The sequence below is a fragment of the Pseudomonas sp. WAC2 genome (genome assembly GCF_030403525.1).
Taxonomy (GTDB): Bacteria; Pseudomonadota; Gammaproteobacteria; order Pseudomonadales; family Pseudomonadaceae; genus Chryseomonas; species Chryseomonas luteola.
Genome location: NZ_JAUEPD010000005.1, coordinates 418,154 through 436,428 on the forward strand (window position 1 = coordinate 418,154; position 18,275 = coordinate 436,428).

Below are 18,275 nucleotides of genomic sequence, written 5' to 3' on the forward strand. Positions count from 1 at the left end.
GCCGCAAAGGCCGGGTTGCACCTAAGCCTGCTTTGACCTTCTGGAAAGCACTGGTGGTAGCGACAATACCCCTACGATGTATAAGAAAATACGTGACTTGTATATTGTCTGCCCGCATTATTCGATGATCATGACGAAACCGTTTCTCATTCAATGAATAAAAAACAGCAGGTTGCAGTCGATACGACCGATATGGAAGAAAGCAGCGAAATCAACTCGCCATTTCTGGACGAGGTGATCGGCTATGCCTTGCGTCGGGCTCAGCTGAAAGTCTTCCAGCATCTGATCAATGAGCTGGAAGCCTATGATCTTCGCCCCGCCCAGTTCACCGCCCTTACGCTGATCGAGCAGAACCCGGGCCTCATGCAGGCCGAGCTGGCGCGCGCACTGACCATCGAGCCACCGCAGATGGTTATCATGCTGAACAAGCTGGAAGCGCTGGGCCTTGCGCTGCGCATACGCTGCAAGGCCGACAAGCGCTCCTATGGCATTTTTCTAAGCAAAACCGGCGAGACCCTACTCAAGCAGCTCAAGGACGTGGCTATCCGCAGTGATAACGAGGCCACCGCCGCCCTGAGTACCGAGGAGCGACAGCAACTGCTGCACTTGTTGCACAAGGTCTACCGGTAGCCCGGCGCATTACATTTACGCGGGCTGCTTGTGGGTGCGATGGGGCAGGAAGGAACCGGCCTTCAGTGACCGCTCGATGTCTTCCAGGCTTCGTCCACCTGTTTCCGGGACCAGGAAGAAGATGAAGACCCAGCCCAGGACATTGAGTCCGGCGTAAACCCACATCGCACCCCCTACACCCAGCCATTGCGTCATAGTCAAGGCAGTCCCGGTCAGCAATAGATTGGACCCCCAGAGCATGGCGGCATGAGCACCGGTCGCCTGATCCCGAATAGCCAGCGGATAGATTTCCGATCCGGTCAGCCAGCCTACCACCTGGATGCCGCCTGCGTTGAAGATCATGAAGACGATCAGGCAACCCACTACCCACCAGCCCTGCGAATCGCCCGCCAAATTGAAGTGCAGCACGGCGCCCAATACCAGAAGCGCCACCACTGCCCCCGGAATCATCGCCAGGCTCAGCGTTCGACGTCCGACCTTGTCGACAATCAGCTTACCGATTACCGTCATGACCAGATAAGTGATTGCCACGCCAAGGGCTGACCACAGCGCAGCGGACGTGCCAAAGCCGGCATCCTTCAGAAACGTCGGCGTGTAATAGATCATCATCTCGATACCGCTGAGCTGGGTAAACGCCGCTACGCCCAGGCCGGCCACAAGCGCCGGTCGTAACCACGGTTGGCGCATGGCCCGCCAGCCTGTTACCGAATGCTCCTCCTTCTTGTCCACAACTTCCTGGATATCCGCAATCTCTTCGCGCACCTCCCCCGTGGTATCCCGTACCTTGGACAGCTCATGCCTAGCCTCTTTTGGACGGTCCTGCTCGACCAGCCACCGCGGACTTCTCGGCATTCGGGTCATGCCAAACAACAGCGCCAGCGAAGGTACAAGTGCAACCCCAATCATCCAGCGCCAGGTAAAGAGGTTCTGGCCGGCCACCCCCACAATTGCAGCCAGGAGAATCCCTACACCAATGGAAACGTTGAAATAGGTCACCAGGCGACCCCGCTTTTCGGGAGGTGCCAGCTCAGCGATGTAGGTGGGGACAATTTGCGTCGAGCCGCCGACTGCAAAGCCCAGCACCAGGCGAGACAGTCCTAGGCACCAGACATTGGGAGAGATGGCAGCAGCAACCACCCCCACACAATAGATACCCGCCACGATCACGATGGTCAGCCGACGCCCAAGCCTTGCCGACATACGTGTCGAACTCAGGGCACCGATTACCGCACCCAGCAAGATGGCGGCCGTGACAAGCTCCTGGGCGCGGTGGTTAAGCTCGAAGTCCTGGGCAATTTGTGGAAGGGCACCGGAGATGATGCCCGTATCGTAGCCGTACAACCCTCCGGCGATGGCTGCAACGGTAGCCACCATTGCCATATAGGCCTTGGGCTTGATACGGCTCTCGTTTGCGGAGCTAACAGCGTCTGCCATGAAGTTACCTGTCATATGGGAGGGATATGAAGGTATGGAGAGAGCCGTTACCCATGTGGTTCCGCCTGCCGCATGACGCTTGCGGTCAGCCTTGACACGATCAGGGTCTTACAACCGCTCAGACATAGCGCTTTCAGCGCTCAAGGGCCATAAAACGATAAACAACCCCTACAAAGAAAAGCTGACGAAATGCCTGCACATCGCCACATTGTGTCTGCCGTTTTCACACCAGTTACTGCCGATCCCGACCGTTTCGCTAATGCCTCCTATAAGGCAGGTAAAGGTGCCCGGCTCACCTTAATGGTGTCTGCGGCCTGGGCAATATTGACCAGCAGATAGTCAAACGCGAAGCGGGCCGTTTCGCTTTTGGTTCTATAAAATGCATCTTCCTGACGGGACTCGGTCAGCCGAGCCGTACGTGCCCAGACAAATGCCAACCCTAACCAACCCTGTAAGCGGAGATAATCCAACGCAGCGCGATAGGGCCATTCCGAATCGCTGGAACTCATCAAGTCCGCTGTCACCTGCCAAGTCTGGTGGCAGGCCTGTCTTAACGCCTCACCGTAAGACTTGCACGAAGGCATTGCCAAACACCGCTCGGCTTCTGCCTGATAGTGCTCCAGAAGCCTGCCCAGTGCTGCTCCCCTGTCACCAATGACCTTACGCACGAGCAGGTCATTGGCCTGAATTTCGTTGGTGCCCTCATAGATCATGGCGATCCGGCTGTCGCGCAGGGTCTGCTCGATGCCAAAGTCTGTCACGTAGCCATAACCACCCAGCACCTGCAGCGCCGCACTGGCCTGCTGAAACCCCTGCTCGGTAAAGAATGCCTTGATGACCGGTGTCAGCAGCGATGCCAGTTGATGGGCGCGGGCGCGCTCATCGGCCTCTGTCGCATGCTCGGCCAGATCCAGCAGATGCGCTCCCCAGTACCCCAGCGCCCGCATTCCCTCGCTGCAAGCCCGTAGTTCCAGCAAAACGCGTCGCATGGCCGGATGATGAACAAGCAGATCGGCTGCTTCAGCCGTCTCTTCAGAGCGCTTCGGCGCGCGCATTTGCCTTCTTTCCGAGGCATAGGCAAGTGCCTGTTGATAGGCCGACTCGACATGTCCCAACCCTTGCAACCCTACATGCAGGCGTGCCGAATTCATCATGACAAACATTGCCGCCAATCCCCGATGGGGCTCGCCAATCAACCAGCCGCAGGCCCCCTCGAAACGCAAGGCACAGGTTGCACTGCCCTTGATACCCATCTTGTGCTCCAGGCTCTCGCAGTACACGCCATTAGCCGTGCCCTCAAGCACCTTGGGCACCAGGAACAGGGACAACCCGCGGCTACCGACAGGCGCATCAGGAAGGCGAGCCAGTACGAGATGCACGATGTTGGATGTCAGATCATGTTCGCCACCCGAGATGAACAGCTTGCTGCCGTCGAGCAGATAGCGCCCCTCCTCTATCGGCTCTGCCCGGGTACGAATCAGGCCAACGTCACTGCCGGCCTGGGGCTCGGTGATGCACATGGTGGCAAGCCACTCGCCACTCACAACTTTATTAAGGTAAGTCTCCTTGAGCGCTTCTGAGGCATGGGCGCGCAAGCACTCGTATGCACCATGGGCAATACCGGGATACATGGCCCAGGCATGGTTGGCGGAAACCAGCATTTCCTGAAGCGCCGCGTCCAGCAACTGTGGCAGGCCCTGCCCTCCCCAGGCCGGGTCACAAGCCAAGGCGGGCCAGCCACCCTCGACATAGGCCTGATAAGCCTCGGCAAACCCGGACGGCGTCGTCACCTGTCCATCCTGCAGCTGGCAGCCCTGACGATCGCCCGAGGCGTTAAGCGGCGCCAACCTGTCGGCACTAAAACGCCCCGCTTCCTCCAGGATTTGCATGGATAGATCAGCGTCCACTTCGCTAAAGGCTGGTATTACAGACCAAGTCGAAGGAGCATCGAGCCATTCATTAATAACGAACCGCATATCGCGCAGCGGAGGGTGATAGGCCATGGCATCCTCTTAACGATAGTTCGGGTTTTCAATCAGCACCGCCATGCCTTGCCCGCCGCCCACACACGCGGCGGCGATGCCATAGCGTTCGTGGTTGGCCTGTAGCTGTCGCGCCAGGGTAAGCGTCAGGCGCAGGCCGGTTGCGGCCAGGGGATGTCCCAGCGCAATCGCACCGCCACAGGTATTCAGCCTTTCCGGATCGATATCCAGTTCACGCTGGACAGCTAACACCTGAGCGCCCTGCGCCTCGTTGATCTCGAAGCGAGCGATCTCCGCCAGCGTCAGCCCACTGCGCTCGAGCAGCAGGCGAATGGCCGGCGCCGGACCGATACCCATTACTTCTGGAGCAACCCCGACCGCGGTAGCGGCCAACAGGTTGGCTAGCGGTGGCCCGTCTGTCCGGCTCGACCTTCTGGCCACGACCATCGCCGCAGCACCATCAACCACTGCACAGCTGTTGCCTGCCGTTTGCACACCGCCCCCATGAATCGCGGCGAGCCGGGCCAGGGCCTCGAGTGACGTAGGCCGCGGATGACTATCGACAGCGACAGAGGCGATACGACGTGGCAATTGAATACCCCGTGCGCGATACCCTTCCAGCCGGAATTCTTCTGTTTGCACAGGGACAATTTCATCCGCAAACCAACCGGCCTCCTGTGCTGCCAGCGCCCGGTTGAAGCTTGCCAATGCATAAGTATCAACCTCGGCACGCGTAAGGCTGTAGCGACGGGCCAGATTTTCAGCGGTGCCAATCATGTCGATACCCGGTGCCGGGTCCATCAGGGCCTCCCAGAGAAAGTCCTTGAACTCCACCGAGGCTCCCAGGCGAAAACCGCTCCGGTGCGTATAGGCCGCAATGGGATTGCGAGACATGGACTCGCTGGCGACGCACAAGGCGATCTCGGCCTGACCCAAGCCAATCTGTTCACCCGCCTGACGCAGCAACTCGAAACCGGTGCCACAGATACGCTGGACTTGCAGGGCCGGCACCTCTAAGGGAACGCCCGCATAAAGGCCGATGTGTCGGGGTAACAGGTAAGCATCGAAACTGGCCTGAGCGACAGACCCTGCCAGAACGCTATCGACCTGATCCGGCGCCACGCCACTGCGCGCCAGTACCTCACGCGCGACCTTGATGCCCAGGTCAATCGGTGAAACCTGCCCCAGCGCGCCGCAGTAATCTACCCAGGGTGTACGGACACCCCCAAGCAGCACCACGTCGTCGAATGCAGAATACAAGCCCTGTTGTCGCGCCATGGCAGTTTCCTATTTGAGGCGGTACACGCGAATCAGTACGGCATTGCGCTGCAAGGGTGCCCTTTCGACGGTTCCGGCATAAACGTAGCGATTCAACCAGCCGTAAGGGCCATCTGGGGCGGTAATGGTCAGTGTGGAGAAGGCGTAGGGCTTGGTATCCAGCTCGTGGATAAGGGCCTGATTGTGGATCGTCAGGATCGCGCCATCATGGGTGCGCATCTCATACAAAGCATCGAGCTGCTGGACGCCATCGGCACGGACCAGCTGCCGATCCGCCCCGCCCGGCAAGACCTTGCCACGCAGCCTGGGACCGACGAAACGCCCGCCGGTAATCGGTACGATACGACGCTCCCCCAGGGGGCCTTTACCCAGGGACACGGTATCGGCAATCTCCACGGTCGCCTCGTAAACCAGCTCCGTCTGGGGAGCCACACCGGTGGCCGCTTGGGCAGTGGTCATCATCGATAAAAGCATCCATCCGGTGACGAGCCCCATCACGGTACGCGCCTTGACCCCCACAGAGTTGTTCATCGCGCTGCCTCCATCGCCTCGAAACGAACAACCGAGGCGTCATTGCCCTGGCAGATTGTCTTGATCCGATCCGCTCGCCACTGCAACACGGCGCGCTGGTTGATCGAACCCTTATCCGTGATTTCACCTCGATCGATAGAGGGCGGCTCATCGAGCAGGCAGGCCCACTCCACCCGGCTGGCACTGCCGGTTGCCTCTCGATTGAGCCGCCTGAGCAGCCCGGCAAGCCAGGCGCGTACTGAAGGTGAGGCCAGCACATCGGCGGACGAGGCATCATCACCCAGGCCGGACAAGGCTCGGCACTCAGGCAGACGGGGAAAGATCAGCAGGCCAAGACAGTCGTGGTCCGGGCCGACAATGACCGCATCTTGCACATAGGGCGCGCCTTCCAGCACCACGCGTGTGCGTAACGGCCCCACGCTGACAAACACACCGGACGATAGCTTGAAGTCTTCGGCGATCCGCCCATCGAACATCAGCCCCAGGTGCGGCTGCTGCGGGTCCGCAAACTTGAGCGCATCGCCGGTACAGTAGAAGCCTTCTTCGTCAAAGGCCTGGGCGTTGTGCTCTGGTGAGCGCCAATAGCCCGGCATCACGTGCGGCCCACGAAAGCGTGCCTCGAGCTTACCATCCACCGGCACCAGCTTAACCTCACAGCCCGGCGCCGGTAGCCCGACATAGCCCGCCATGGACAGTGGCCCGGTGGTAAAGGTGCAGGACGGCGCCGTTTCAGTCATGCCAAGCCCGGCCATCATGCGGATACGCTCGCCGCAATGCCGCTCCGCTACACGATCCAGACGGTCCCAGACACTTTGAGAAAGCCCTGCGGCGGCAAAGAAGAACAACTTTATCTTGGCGAAAAAACGCTCACGCAACTCAGGATCATTTTCCAACGCAGTAACCAACTCCTCCCAGCCCTTGGGTACGGTCAGGTACGCGGTAGGTGAAATCTCCCGCAGATTGCGCAAGGTTTCAGCCATGCCCTGCGGCGTAGGCTTGCCCTCATCCAAATAGAAGCTGCCGCCGTTGTACAGCACGATGCCGATGTTGTGGCTGCCGCCAAAGGTATGATTCCACGGGAGCCAGTCCACCAGCACAGGCGGCTCCTCACCAAAGGTGGGAAAGGTTTGCAGCAGCATCTGCTGATTGGCGCAGAGCATTTGCTGAGTAGTGACTACCGCCTTTGGCAGCTTGGTAGAACCGGAGGTGAAGAGAAACTTGGCAATGCTGTCCGGCCCTGTGGCCTCAAAAGCCGCATCCGCCTCGGCGCCGCCGGGCTGGGCGAGCAACTCCTCGAACGCAATACAGAGCCGCCCGTCAAGATCACCCCGCGTCAGGATCACGGGCACCTCCGCTGGCACACGCGCCTCGATGGCGCGGCGGTACAGCTCACCGTCACAGGCGAACACCATGCCAGGATCAAGCAGATCGATTACATGCTTGAGCTTGCCCAGATCCTGGGAAAGCAGCGAATACCCTGGTGAGACCGGGCAATAGGGAATACCTGCATAGAGCGCGCCCATGCACAGCTGAAAATGTTCAAGATCGTTCCCGGACAGGATGACCAATGGGCGCTCGGCAGAAAGCCCAAACCCCAGCAGGGTCTGTGCGATGGCACGTGCGCGCTGGAGCATGTCGGCGTAGGTGATGCGCCGCCACTCCCCGCCCTGTTCACGTGCCGCTACAAAGGTTTGATCTGGCCGTACCCTGGCCCAATGAACCAGGCGATCAAGCAAGCGCTGCGGTAACGGCGCTAGGGGTTCCAGAGCCTGCATGCGGATAGTGCCATTCTGCTCATGGCGGATGTCTACGGCCGGATGGCCGATCGACACCGAACGGTATCGGGGCTTGGCCGCACCGACCTTTTCAATGCACAGCTCGGACTCGCAGTTCACGTCGCATACCTCCTGTTGGCACGCAGGGGCCGAGCACGACTGAATTCGCGCACCAGGCCCCATGCATGGCCAGCCTGTTTCAGGCCGGTGTTGTCATTGTTGTTGCCAGGAATAGTGTGGGTTCAGATGGGGTAATGTCGGGGCGTTGTCTGGAGCGTAATCCAGCGCAGCTGGGTAAAATGCTCGACCGAAGCCGCCGAGCCAAAACTGCCATAGCCGCTGCCTTTCACACCGCCGAACGGCATCTGGGCTTCGTCATGCACTGTCGGCCCATTGATATGGCAGATGCCGGACTCGATCCGCTGAGCCAGCCCCAGAGCGCGGTTCACGTCGCGGCTGAACACGGCGGCAGACAGGCCATACTCGGAGTCGTTGGCCACGTGCAGCGCCTCTTCGTCATCCTTTACCCGAATGACTGACACCATCGGGCCAAAGGACTCTTCGCGGTAAAGCTTCATGTCGGGCGTTACGCCATCGATCACAGTGGCCTGCATCAGGCAGCCATTGATCTCTCCGCCTGCCGCCAGACGCGCGCCCTTGGTCAGGGCGTCATCCATCAGGGTTTGCAGGCGCTCGGCCGGGGCCCGGTCGATCAATGCCCCCAGGACCGAGGTACTAGCCTGCGGGTCGCCTGCAAGCAGCGTTCTGGCCTTGTCGGCCAGCTTGCTCACGAACGTATCGGCAATGGACTCGTGCACGATTAGCCGCTCGGTCGACATACAGATTTGACCTTGGTTAAAGAAAGCACCAAAGGCAGCAGCCTCTACCGCAGCATCCAGGTCCGCATCGTCCAGCACCAGAAGCGGCGCCTTGCCGCCCAGCTCCAGCACCGCCGGGGTGAGATGGCGCGCTGCCAGCTCCCCGATGATCTTGCCTACTCTTGTGGAGCCCGTGAAATTGACACGGCGTACCGCCGGGTTTGCAATCAGTCGCTCGACGATAGCCGGCGCATCCTCTGGTGCGTTGTGGATAACGTTAATCACTCCGTCACCCAGCCCGGCTTCATGAAGCACATCACCGATCAGGGCATGCACGGCCGGGCACAGTTCGGAGGCTTTTAGCACTACGGTATTGCCGCAGGCCAGCGGCATGGCGATCGCACGGGTCGCCAGGATGACCGGCGCATTCCATGGTGCGATGCCGACGACCACGCCACAGGGCTGGCGCACCGCCATGGCCATCGAGCCAGGCAGATCGGAAGGGATGATCTGTCCGGTGATCTGGGTTGTCATGCAGGCCGCCTCACGCAGGATGCCGGCGGCCAGATGGACATTGAAGCCATACCAGTTGGGCATGGCGCCCGTCTCGCCTTGTCCAGCCGCCACGAACTGATCCGCGCGACTGGCCATGAGTTCAGCAGCCCTGAGCAAGCGTGTCCGGCGCTCATTAGGGCCCAGCGCCGCCCAGACCGGGAACGCTGCCTGGGCCGCCGCGACAGCAGCATCAGCGTCTTCAAGGCTGGCTGCGGCTGCGCGAGTGACGGCTTGCTCGGTCAGCGGATTGCGACGCTCGAACTGACGCCCATTGGAAGCCTGCACATGACGGCCACCAATCAGCAGGGAAACCTCGTACATGATGCGATCCTCGTTTTTGTAATTGTCAGGAACTGCACATAACAGCATACGTCCGAACGCCCGCCTGGGCAGCTCAGTAGCTACACAGGCGCAAGGGTATCCGGCGTTTTAACGACGGTAGGTTTGCAGACCCGGCTTGATGCTTTTCTCATCGAGGAACTGCTTCATGCCTTCTTCACGGCCATGCTCGGGATCGCGCAGGCGAGCCTGGTCAAGCTTGGCGTACAGGTAGTCTTCGTTCTGCTCCCAGTTGAGTTCACGGCAGCGCTTGAAGCCGATCTTGGCCGCCCGCAGCACCACCGGATTCTTTTCAAGCAGCTCACGCGCCAGGGTGACGGTTTCCTCGCGCAACTGCGCCAGCGGGACACTCTTGTTGACCAGCCCCATCTGGGCAGCCTTGACCCCATCGAAGGTACGCCCTGTCATGATGTAATAGAGCGACTCACGATGGCCGACTGTATCCGCCATCGCCTTGCTCACCAGATTGCCAGGCGGAATACCCCAGTTGACTTCGGAGAGACCAAACGTGGCCTCATCGGCGGCAATGGCCAGATCACAGGCCACCAGTGGACTGAAGCCTCCGCCAAAACACCAGCCGTTGACCATGGCAATGGTCGGCTTGCTGTACATTCGCAGCAGCTTCCACTGCCATTCGGAGGCCTCACGGCGGATTTTTTCCTGAAGAATCTCAGGGCCTGCATCCACCTCGCGGAAGTACTCCTTGAGGTCCATGCCTGCCGTCCAGGCATCGCCGGCCCCGGTCAGTACCACTACCCCGGCATCGGCATCCTGTTCCAGCGTTTCCAGAATCTCGCGCATTTCCCGGTTCAGCGTCGGGCTCATGGCGTTGCGCTTTTCGGGACGATTAAGGGTCACCCAGGCAATGCCCTCTTCGACCTTCACCTCTACCGTTTTCCAGCGACCTTCGTAATTACTCATGGCGGAACCCTTGTTGTTGTGCTTCTTGTGAGTCCAAGCTAAGGCAGAAAAATAGTTATGTCAATTAACTATTTTTAGCTTTTTATAATTATTTATGCCCCTCCTATGCCGCTAAGATCCGGTCTCCTATAGGCATGTTTTGAGGCGTCATCCAAATAGTTAATCCAATCAATCACTTGAGAAGATAGGCGTCATACACCACAGCCTTGCCCAGGCGCATGGCACTGCCAACGCCGATGGCCCGATTGAGCCAGCCATACTTCTCGGCGCTGGTTTCAAATGTCATCGTGACTTTGAAAAAGTATTTGCTCGGATCGACAGGCTTTCCGGCGGCCACATCCTTCATCACCTCTGGCGGACCGTAGCGGTACCCCTTGGTTTGCAGGTAAACAAGCGCGCCGTCATCGGTCTTGAGCAGATAGCGTGTATCGATGACGGCCAGCCCATCGTCGGTCACGACCTGCCAATCCGCTCCGTTGTTAAGAATTTCCCCCTTAAACGATGGCCCCTCGAAGCGGCCACCGGTAATCGGGATGATTCGGCGCTTGCCCAGCTCGCTCGTCTTGCCAAGCTCCCAGACAGGCGCCGTCAGATCGACTTCGAATCGGGCCAGCTTCTCGAGCTGTAACGGCGGCGGATCAAAGGCTGGTTTCTCTTGCACCTCATCGGCCAGCGAAGTGCCTGATAACAATGTTCCAGCCGTTAACAGTACGGCTGCAAATAGGGGCTTGATCATGGTTTCTCCTTAATGAGCCGGTTCACCTGCCAGCACACCTGTGCTGACTGGCTTGGCGGCCTGTCGGTTGAGCAGGCAGAGCACAGACGCCGCAGCGATCAGCACGCCGGGGGCTGTTGCGATGACCAAGGTCGATGCCGCGCCGCCCATGGCCAGTACCTGACCGGCCAGGAGCGGACCGGCCATGGCGCCTAATCGTCCAATAGCCACGGCTGAGCCCACCCCGGTCGCTCGTACGGCCGCCGGATACACCAGAGGCGCCAGCGCATACAGCACCAACTGGCCGCCCACTACAAAGAGGCCCGCCAGGAATCCCGCCATGATGACCCCGGCAAAGCTGCTCGAAAGCCCAAGCCCCGCCAGTCCGGCCAAGATACCGGCGTAGATGGCGACCACGACGATTCGGGGTTTCCAGCGGTCCATCAGCAGACCGAACAGGACCGAGCCGATACCGCCGCCGATATTGAACAGGATCTGCACCGTCACGGCCTGGCTGCGGGTGAACCCCTGCCCGACCAGCAGCGATGGCAGCCAGTTGAGCAGCATGTACATCACCGTCAGGGTAAAAAAGTAGCTGACCCACAGCATCAGCGTGGTGGATGCCCTTACCTGATGAAAGAGGCCATCCCAGGTGCGAATGGACTGCTCGGTTGCCCGGGCCGCCTGCCGGCTTTTGACGAACGCCGATGACTCCATCAGATACACGCCCAGCAGGGGCGCCACCAGAAGCGGCGCAAAGCCTCCTACATAAAATACCGTCCGCCAGCCCAGCCCGGTCTCCAGCAGACCAACAATGGCCGCCAGCGCACCACCCAGTGGTACACCGCAATACATCAGGCTTACCGCTGTATTGCGGGCACGCTCGCCGGCCGACTCGGAGGACAGGGCAATCAGGTTGGGTAACGCCCCACCCAGCCCGATGCCGGTCATGAAGCGTGCGATCAACAGGCTCTGCATATCCCAGACATGAGCGCTGGCCAGCGAAAAGAGACCAAACAGCACAACCGAGGCAATCAGCACCTTTTTGCGCCCGATCCGATCGGCGCACCAACCTCCTAAAAAGGCCCCCGGTAGCAAGCCCAGAATGCTGGCACTAAAGACCAGCCCCATCTGCGCCGGCTTGAAGCCAAACGCGGCAGCCATACTGGGCGCTGCGATGCCCATGGCCTGCAGATCCATTCCCTCCAGCAGAGCCACCACAAAGCACAATCCTATGGTCAGGCGTGTACGGGCATCAGCCATCCCGAGCGTAGTCATAGCGAAACCTCCTCATGGGTCAGGCGCATCAGAAACGGAACGTTGTTGAAACCATGCCGAAGTGGGTATCCGAGCCATTGGCCTGCCGCACGGCCTTACCTGCCTGGAAATAGCTGTATTCCAGGTCCACGGTCAGGTTGGCGGTCGGTAGCCAGCGCAGATTGTTGCGAAACAGGTTGCCCGTCTTGGGCGATGAGCTGTTGGGCGTTCCCGGTACATAGGACATGCCCGGCAGATAAACGCCATCGCGGGTGCTTTCACGCCAGACGGCAAAGGCACCGGCTTCCAGCTGCAGATACTCGCGTGGGGCGAATGTCAGCAGCGGGCCGATCAGATACATGTTCGAAAGGGTGGTCAGCCCCGAATCCCCATAAAAACCATTCTTGGGAAACAGCGGATCGAACGTACCAACCTTGTCATCGCCAAAGCGGTCATCACCGCTGGCTGCATCAAAACGCACCGCCAGTCGCGGCTTCCAGGGCTGCCTGAAGGTATACCCCGTCTCGCTGCTGATACCCCAGGCACGAATACTCGCCTCTTCCAGATGACCACCCTGGTAGGCCAGATCCCACGACCAGTCCCAACCGGCCTGCTTGCCAAACAGCCGCACGCCTCCGGTGTAGCGCTTTTCGCTTCCGGTCAGCCCATCCAGGGTGCGCTCGTTGGTTTCCAGGCCAAATCCGTATACATCCATTTTCAGGATGGCTGTCAGCGGTAGCGTGCCGTACAAACCATAAAACTTGACGTTATTGTTGGAGCCATCATCAAAGCTGTCTTCGCCTGTCTCGACGGGACGCAAGCCAAAGGCATCGAGCTTGTAGCCGCCGGGACGGGAATAGCTCAGGCGTACCCCATCGAAATTGAGCCGGATATTGCGTGCATCACGGTAGGTAACAAACGCCTGGTTGCCGTAACCCAGCTCTTGGCGCCCTACCCGCGTCATCAGCCGCCCGCCCAGGGTATTGGTATTGATGTCGATAAAGGCCTGATGCAGCTCCGTCCTGCTCTGGTCATACGGCCCGTAAAGCGCCTTGTTCCAGGCCCGGGTGTTTTCCAGCTGGACGAACGCACGGACTTGGTCATCCAAGAGATGCAGATCACCATGGACCTGAAGCCGTTGCTGAATGTAGGAATCCTTGTTCACACCACGCAGCCCAAAGACGGGGTTATTGATGGTATCCGCCCGGTAGCGCGCTTCCGCACCAAACTGGACCCAGGCCGAATCGGACAGCCGCTGATAACGGAGCGGATCAAAAAAGTCGCTCCGCTTGGACGCATCGTCCAGAAACCGATAGTCCTCCGCCCAGCGAGGCGGCCCGGGTGGAAGAGGACGTGCTTTTTCCAGAGCATTATCGAGCGGCGCAGGACGCGACTGTTCCAGTACCACTGAAGGGGCAGCCTGAACCGCCAGGGAAACTCCGGATAACGCAACAGCAAGGCATGAGGGCGCCAGCGCGCCGGCACGCCAGGAAAGCGATAAGGACATGACCGATACCTGTTTATTGTTGTTGTGGATCAGTGCTGGGAAACGAAAGGTCTTGGTCAGCCGGAGAGCAGCGACACGTCGTTAACGTGCCGAGGTAGCCGAAAAACGGTATGAATACGGAAGGTGAATAACGCAGGGTAAGCGGGTGAATCGGTACGAATGAACATAGACTAGCCCCATATTGTTTTTATTATTAACTTTTGGATGAATGCCGTTGGCTTCATCTCTATGTGCTTGCCTTCTGGATACTTGACGTCAGCCTGCCTACCGTCAAGACATTAACGGTCTTAACGATCGATTATCGAACGTTATAATTATTAACTATTTAGATGGCTAAGCATGCAAATGGATGTATCGCGCGCAAAGCAGCATGCCAGACAGGAAGGGATAGAAAAGGCGAGAAGATAGGCAGAAAACCGCCACCCCCTTAAAGGCAGATGGCGGTCAGACGGTCAGAAACTTATCTTGCCTGCACCAGCCTCGGAAGGCACCTTGGAGGCCACGAGGGAAGCCGCCATCTTGGTGTACTTGTAAGGAGGCGTCCAACCGATATTGGAATCCCATGAGCATTTCATGGAAACGCCATTGATCAGCGAGCCGGCGTCCTTGTAGACAGAGCCGCCATTCTTGGCGGTGATCTTGTCACAACTGCTAATGCCGCTGATGTTGAAGGCATTGGCCTCGGACAGAATCGCTGAAGACTTGCCTACTCCATGGGCGGAGTAGAACGGATAGACCGCGTCCTTTGTATTACCTGTGTGCAGGTTGTTGTACAGGTGTACCTGACCAAACCGTACACGCGGCGCACGCTGCGTAACGTTCTCGAAAACCGAGTTATGGATAGTGACCTTCAACTTGCCCTTGTCGGTCGAGCTGGCACTGTCGCTGGAGCCGATCAGGATGTTCTTGTCGTGCAGCTTGAACACGGTGTTGGAGATGGTGACGTAGTTGGCGCCCTTCTTCACGTCCAGCGCCCCGTCATGATGCTGCACATGGCGACCCTTCTTGATCTCGCTCGGATCATCAGGGCGGCTACCGTCGGTAAACGTCATATGGTCGATCCAGACGTTACTCGCGCCCTGCACCGTGACGCCGTCGTACTCGGAGTTCCAGTTACCGGCATCGCCATCATCCGGATCGAAAACCGGCGTGGGGTCCCACGGATTTTCGATGGTCAGGTTGCGCATGATCACGTTGTTCTCCTTGATCATGAAAAACCCGTTGACGATCTGCGCAGTAGAGCCCAGGCCCACAATCGTGGTGTTACCAGGCACAACCAACTCAGCACGCTTTTTCATCTCGCTGGTACTGGTATAGGCCTTGCCTTCACTGATATCGATCTTGCCGGAGACCTTGATGATGCGGCTGCCGGCCGAGGCCTTCAACGCGTTCTTCAGGTCATTGGCGGTGCGTACGGTATAGATATTGGCGGAGGCTGCAGCTGCGCCACCCTTGGTTCCCCCGTTTTGCGTAGCCCAGCCTGTACTGGCCGCCTCACGCATATCCGCTGCAAAGGTGCTGGCGGCCGCGGTCAACAGCACCACGCCTGCGCCCAGTAAAGCCGGCTTCTTGAGCGAGCCTGATTTTATGGTCATGTACACGTCCTTACTGTTTAGTGTCTGTAACGCGCACGCAGGCTCAACGCAAATGAGTTTCACTGCAATAATGTCATATTGGAATTTTTAGATTTCTAAAGATAGCTCTCAACCAAAATGAGTAGCGTCTCTGCTTTCGTCTGTCGACGCGTCGAGGTTCCATGACATGCAGGCCGATAAACGACGCACAACGGCCTGTGTGGTAGACAAGAAACCCCTCTAGCAAAAGCACCAGAGGGGCCAGAATCGTCAGCAGTCAATCAGAAACTGATTTTGCCTGCGCCAGCAGAAGACTGAACGCTGGAAGCTACCAGCGAAGCGGCCATCTTGGTGTACTTGTAAGGGGGCGTCCAACCAATATTGGTGTCCCAGGAGCAGGTCATCGTGGCGCCGTTGATCAATGAACCAACGTCCTTGTAGACAGAGCCGCCGTTCTGCGCAGTGACCTTGTCGCAGCTGCTGATACCACTGATGTTGAATGCATTGGCCTCGGACAGAATCGCTGAAGACTTGCCGACACCATGGGCCGAGTAGAACGGGTAGACGGGATCCTTCGTATTGCCGGCATGCAGGTTGTTGTACAGATGTACCTGCCCGAAACGTACACGTGGGGCACGCTGAGAAACGTTTTCGAAGATCGAGTTATGAATAGTGACTTTGAGCTTTCCGCTGTCCGTCGAGCTTGCGCTATCACTGGAGCCAATCAGGATATTCTTGTCGTGCAGCTTGAAGATGGTATGGGAGATGGTCACGTAGTTCGCGCCCTTCTTCACGTCCAGCGCACCGTCGTGATGCTGTACATGCCGCCCGTTCTTGATCTCGTTTGGATCATCCGGACGGCTGCCATCAGTAAAGGTCAGATGATCAATCCAGACATTACTGGCCCCTTCGATGGTGACGCCATCGAACTCCGAGTTCCAGTTACCCAGACTACCATCATCCGGATCCCAGACCGGCACTGGGTCCCATGGGTTCTCGATAGTCAGGTTGCGCATGATCACGTTGTTCTCCTTGATCATGAAAAACCCGTTAACGATCTGCGCAGTAGAGCCCAGGCCCACAATGGTCGTATTAGCCGGTACGTTCAGTTGTGCGCGGCTTTTCATGTCGCTGGTCGTGGTGTAGGCCTTGCCGTCACTGATATCAATCTTGCCGGAGACCTTGATGATACGGCTACTGGCGGAGGCTTTCAGTGCATTCTTGAGCTCTGTTGCATTGCGTACGGTGTAGACATTGACCGACGCCGCCGCCGCGCCGCCTTTCGTACCGCCATTCTGCGTAGCCCAGCCGGTACTGGCGGCTTCCAGTACGTCAGCGGCAAAGCTGCTTGAGGTCATGACAGACATCAACAGACCCGCGCTCAACGTTAGTACCTTGAGTTGCCCACACTTCATCTTCATCTTGTTTTTCCTACGTTGGGTTCACTGCTACTCATCTATAAATCTAAATACCGGCATATTGCTATTAGACTGAACAAAGACATCTTCGAGAAAGCACCCTGAGCCATAACGCTCAGGCATTTAATGCTTCAAAAAGGAATGTTTAAAGCCAACCGAGACGAACGCTGGCTCGCTAGAAGTTGATCCTGCCTGCGCCGGCTCTCACGGGTACGGCAAGCGGTACGAGTGAAGCTGGTAATTTGGTGTATCGATACGGCGGAGCCCAACCGATATTCGGATCCCACGAGCAGGTCATTTTCCGACCATTGATAAGCGAACCGACATCCTTGTAAACCGTGCCACCCCAATTGGCCGTTACCTGTTCACACCCGCTGATACCGGAAATCGCGAAGACATTAGCTTCCGAGAGAATGGCGGAGGACTTACCTACTCCGTGGGCGTAAACAAAGGGATAAACAGCGTCCTTGGTGCTACCAAGATGAAGGTTGTTGTACAGATGCACCTGCCCGAACCGTACCCGTGGTGCGCGCTGGCCTACATCCTGAAAAACGGAATTATGGATAGTGACTTTCAGCTTGCCGCTATCTGTATCCGCGCGGTTATCGCTGTTACCGATCAGGATGTTCTTGTCGTGCAGTTTGAATACGGTATTGGATACAGTGACGTAGTTCGCACCCAACACTACATCAAGAGCGCCGTCGTGGTGTTGGATATGAACACCATTGCCGATCTCATTCGGATCGTCCAGGCGCCCGCCGTCCGTAAAGGTCAGGTGATCGAGCCAGACGTTACTGGCACCGCTGATCGTGACGCCATCGAATTCCGAATTCCAGTTACCCAGATCACCGTCATCCGGATCCCAGGTAGGCGAAGGGTCCCAGGCATTTTCGATTGTGAGATTACGCATGATCACGTTGTTCTGCTTGATCATGAAGAACCCATCTACAATACCGGCCTGCTTGCCCAAACCAATAATGGTCGTATTACCCGGAACATTCAGCAGGCCGCGTTCGGCCATGTCGCTCGTACTGGTAAAGGGTTTCCCGTCACTGATATCGATCGTTCCGACAATCTTGATGATGCGCCCACTGCTTGCAGCGTTTGCACTTAGCGCCTGTTTGAGCTCAGTGGCAGAACGTACAGTATAGATATCGGTTCCCATGGCGGCAGAGCCTCCGCGTGTACCGCCGTTCTGGGTTGCCCAGCCGGACGTCGCCACTTCGCGCATATGGGCTGCCAGACTGCTCGTGCTGACTGCCAGCAACAACACGCCTGTCACCCATGTAGATCTAGCCTGCAGAATAGACTTAGTTGTCATACCAGTTTCCTGTTTTTATTAGTATGGAATTGCCGCTTACAACAGAATTACGCAATAAAACCTTAAATGTGACTCTAGACGATAGCCATATGCTGTATGTCGTCATACCACAATAGTCCATCTTAATTTCTTGTAAAGCAACTGCCCAAGATAAGTTTTATCGACAGCTGGTCGGCTGATGAACGAACAGAGGCGTCATCTCAAGATGCAGGATGACTAA

At 57.9% G+C, this 18,275-nt stretch carries 14 protein-coding genes; 1 reads left to right on the forward strand and 13 read right to left on the reverse strand.

All coding sequences use genetic code 11. The features are described from left to right. Window positions 1-192 precede the first annotated feature (192 nt). The gene (locus QWJ10_RS13665) at window positions 193-630 is read left to right on the forward strand and encodes a MarR family transcriptional regulator (protein ID WP_232235577.1); all 438 of its coding nucleotides are present in this window, start codon (window positions 193-195) and stop codon (window positions 628-630) included. Window positions 631-645: 15 nt separating this feature from the next. On the opposite strand, the gene QWJ10_RS13670 is transcribed toward QWJ10_RS13665, so the two are convergent. From QWJ10_RS13670 to QWJ10_RS13730, 13 genes are all read right to left on the reverse strand, one after another. Then, entirely contained in the window at window positions 646-2,064 is a 1,419-nt protein-coding gene (locus QWJ10_RS13670) for a sugar porter family MFS transporter (protein ID WP_289927126.1), read from the reverse strand. A 266-nt stretch (window positions 2,065-2,330) separates the two neighbouring features. Continuing rightward, a complete protein-coding gene (locus QWJ10_RS13675; RefSeq protein ID WP_289927131.1) occupies window positions 2,331-4,067 on the reverse strand; it encodes an acyl-CoA dehydrogenase family protein in 1,737 nt (578 codons plus the stop codon). A 9-nt stretch (window positions 4,068-4,076) separates the two neighbouring features. Further along, on the reverse strand, window positions 4,077-5,324 hold the full coding sequence (locus tag QWJ10_RS13680) for a thiolase family protein (protein ID WP_289927133.1): 1,248 nt from the start codon (window positions 5,322-5,324) through the stop codon (window positions 4,077-4,079). 9 nt (window positions 5,325-5,333) lie between these two features. Next, window positions 5,334-5,855, reverse strand: coding sequence for a DUF3237 domain-containing protein (locus tag QWJ10_RS13685; RefSeq protein WP_289927136.1), 522 nt, complete (start codon window positions 5,853-5,855; stop codon window positions 5,334-5,336). After that, window positions 5,852-7,750, reverse strand: a complete 1,899-nt coding sequence (locus QWJ10_RS13690) for a feruloyl-CoA synthase (protein WP_244322538.1) — start codon at window positions 7,748-7,750, stop codon at window positions 5,852-5,854. The genes QWJ10_RS13685 and QWJ10_RS13690 overlap by 4 nt, the downstream gene beginning before the upstream one ends. Before the next feature lie 122 nt (window positions 7,751-7,872). After that, window positions 7,873-9,324 carry an aldehyde dehydrogenase gene (locus tag QWJ10_RS13695; RefSeq protein WP_289927140.1) on the reverse strand — a complete coding sequence of 484 codons (1,452 nt, stop codon included), beginning with the start codon at window positions 9,322-9,324 and terminating at the stop codon, window positions 7,873-7,875. Between the two features lie 108 nt (window positions 9,325-9,432). Next, window positions 9,433-10,263: a p-hydroxycinnamoyl CoA hydratase/lyase gene (locus QWJ10_RS13700; protein WP_010795913.1), complete on the reverse strand. Its 831-nt coding sequence runs from the start codon at window positions 10,261-10,263 to the stop codon at window positions 9,433-9,435. A gap of 172 nt (window positions 10,264-10,435) precedes the next feature. Next, window positions 10,436-10,999, reverse strand: a complete 564-nt coding sequence (locus tag QWJ10_RS13705; RefSeq protein ID WP_289927142.1) for a DUF3237 domain-containing protein — start codon at window positions 10,997-10,999, stop codon at window positions 10,436-10,438. Window positions 11,000-11,008: 9 nt separating this feature from the next. Then, complete coding sequence (gene mhpT, locus QWJ10_RS13710; RefSeq protein WP_010795915.1) at window positions 11,009-12,256, reverse strand: 3-(3-hydroxy-phenyl)propionate transporter MhpT; 1,248 nt, start codon at window positions 12,254-12,256, stop codon at window positions 11,009-11,011. Window positions 12,257-12,284: 28 nt separating this feature from the next. Further along, on the reverse strand, window positions 12,285-13,742 hold the full coding sequence (locus tag QWJ10_RS13715) for an alginate export family protein (protein ID WP_019366397.1): 1,458 nt from the start codon (window positions 13,740-13,742) through the stop codon (window positions 12,285-12,287). 452 nt (window positions 13,743-14,194) lie between these two features. Beyond that, on the reverse strand, window positions 14,195-15,337 hold the full coding sequence (locus tag QWJ10_RS13720) for a pectate lyase (protein ID WP_289927146.1): 1,143 nt from the start codon (window positions 15,335-15,337) through the stop codon (window positions 14,195-14,197). A gap of 260 nt (window positions 15,338-15,597) precedes the next feature. Beyond that, window positions 15,598-16,737 carry a pectate lyase gene (locus QWJ10_RS13725; protein ID WP_289927149.1) on the reverse strand — a complete coding sequence of 380 codons (1,140 nt, stop codon included), beginning with the start codon at window positions 16,735-16,737 and terminating at the stop codon, window positions 15,598-15,600. Between the two features lie 172 nt (window positions 16,738-16,909). After that, window positions 16,910-18,055 (reverse strand): pectate lyase, encoded by a 1,146-nt coding sequence (locus QWJ10_RS13730; protein ID WP_289927151.1) that lies wholly within the window; start codon window positions 18,053-18,055, stop codon window positions 16,910-16,912. Window positions 18,056-18,275: the final 220 nt, after the last annotated feature.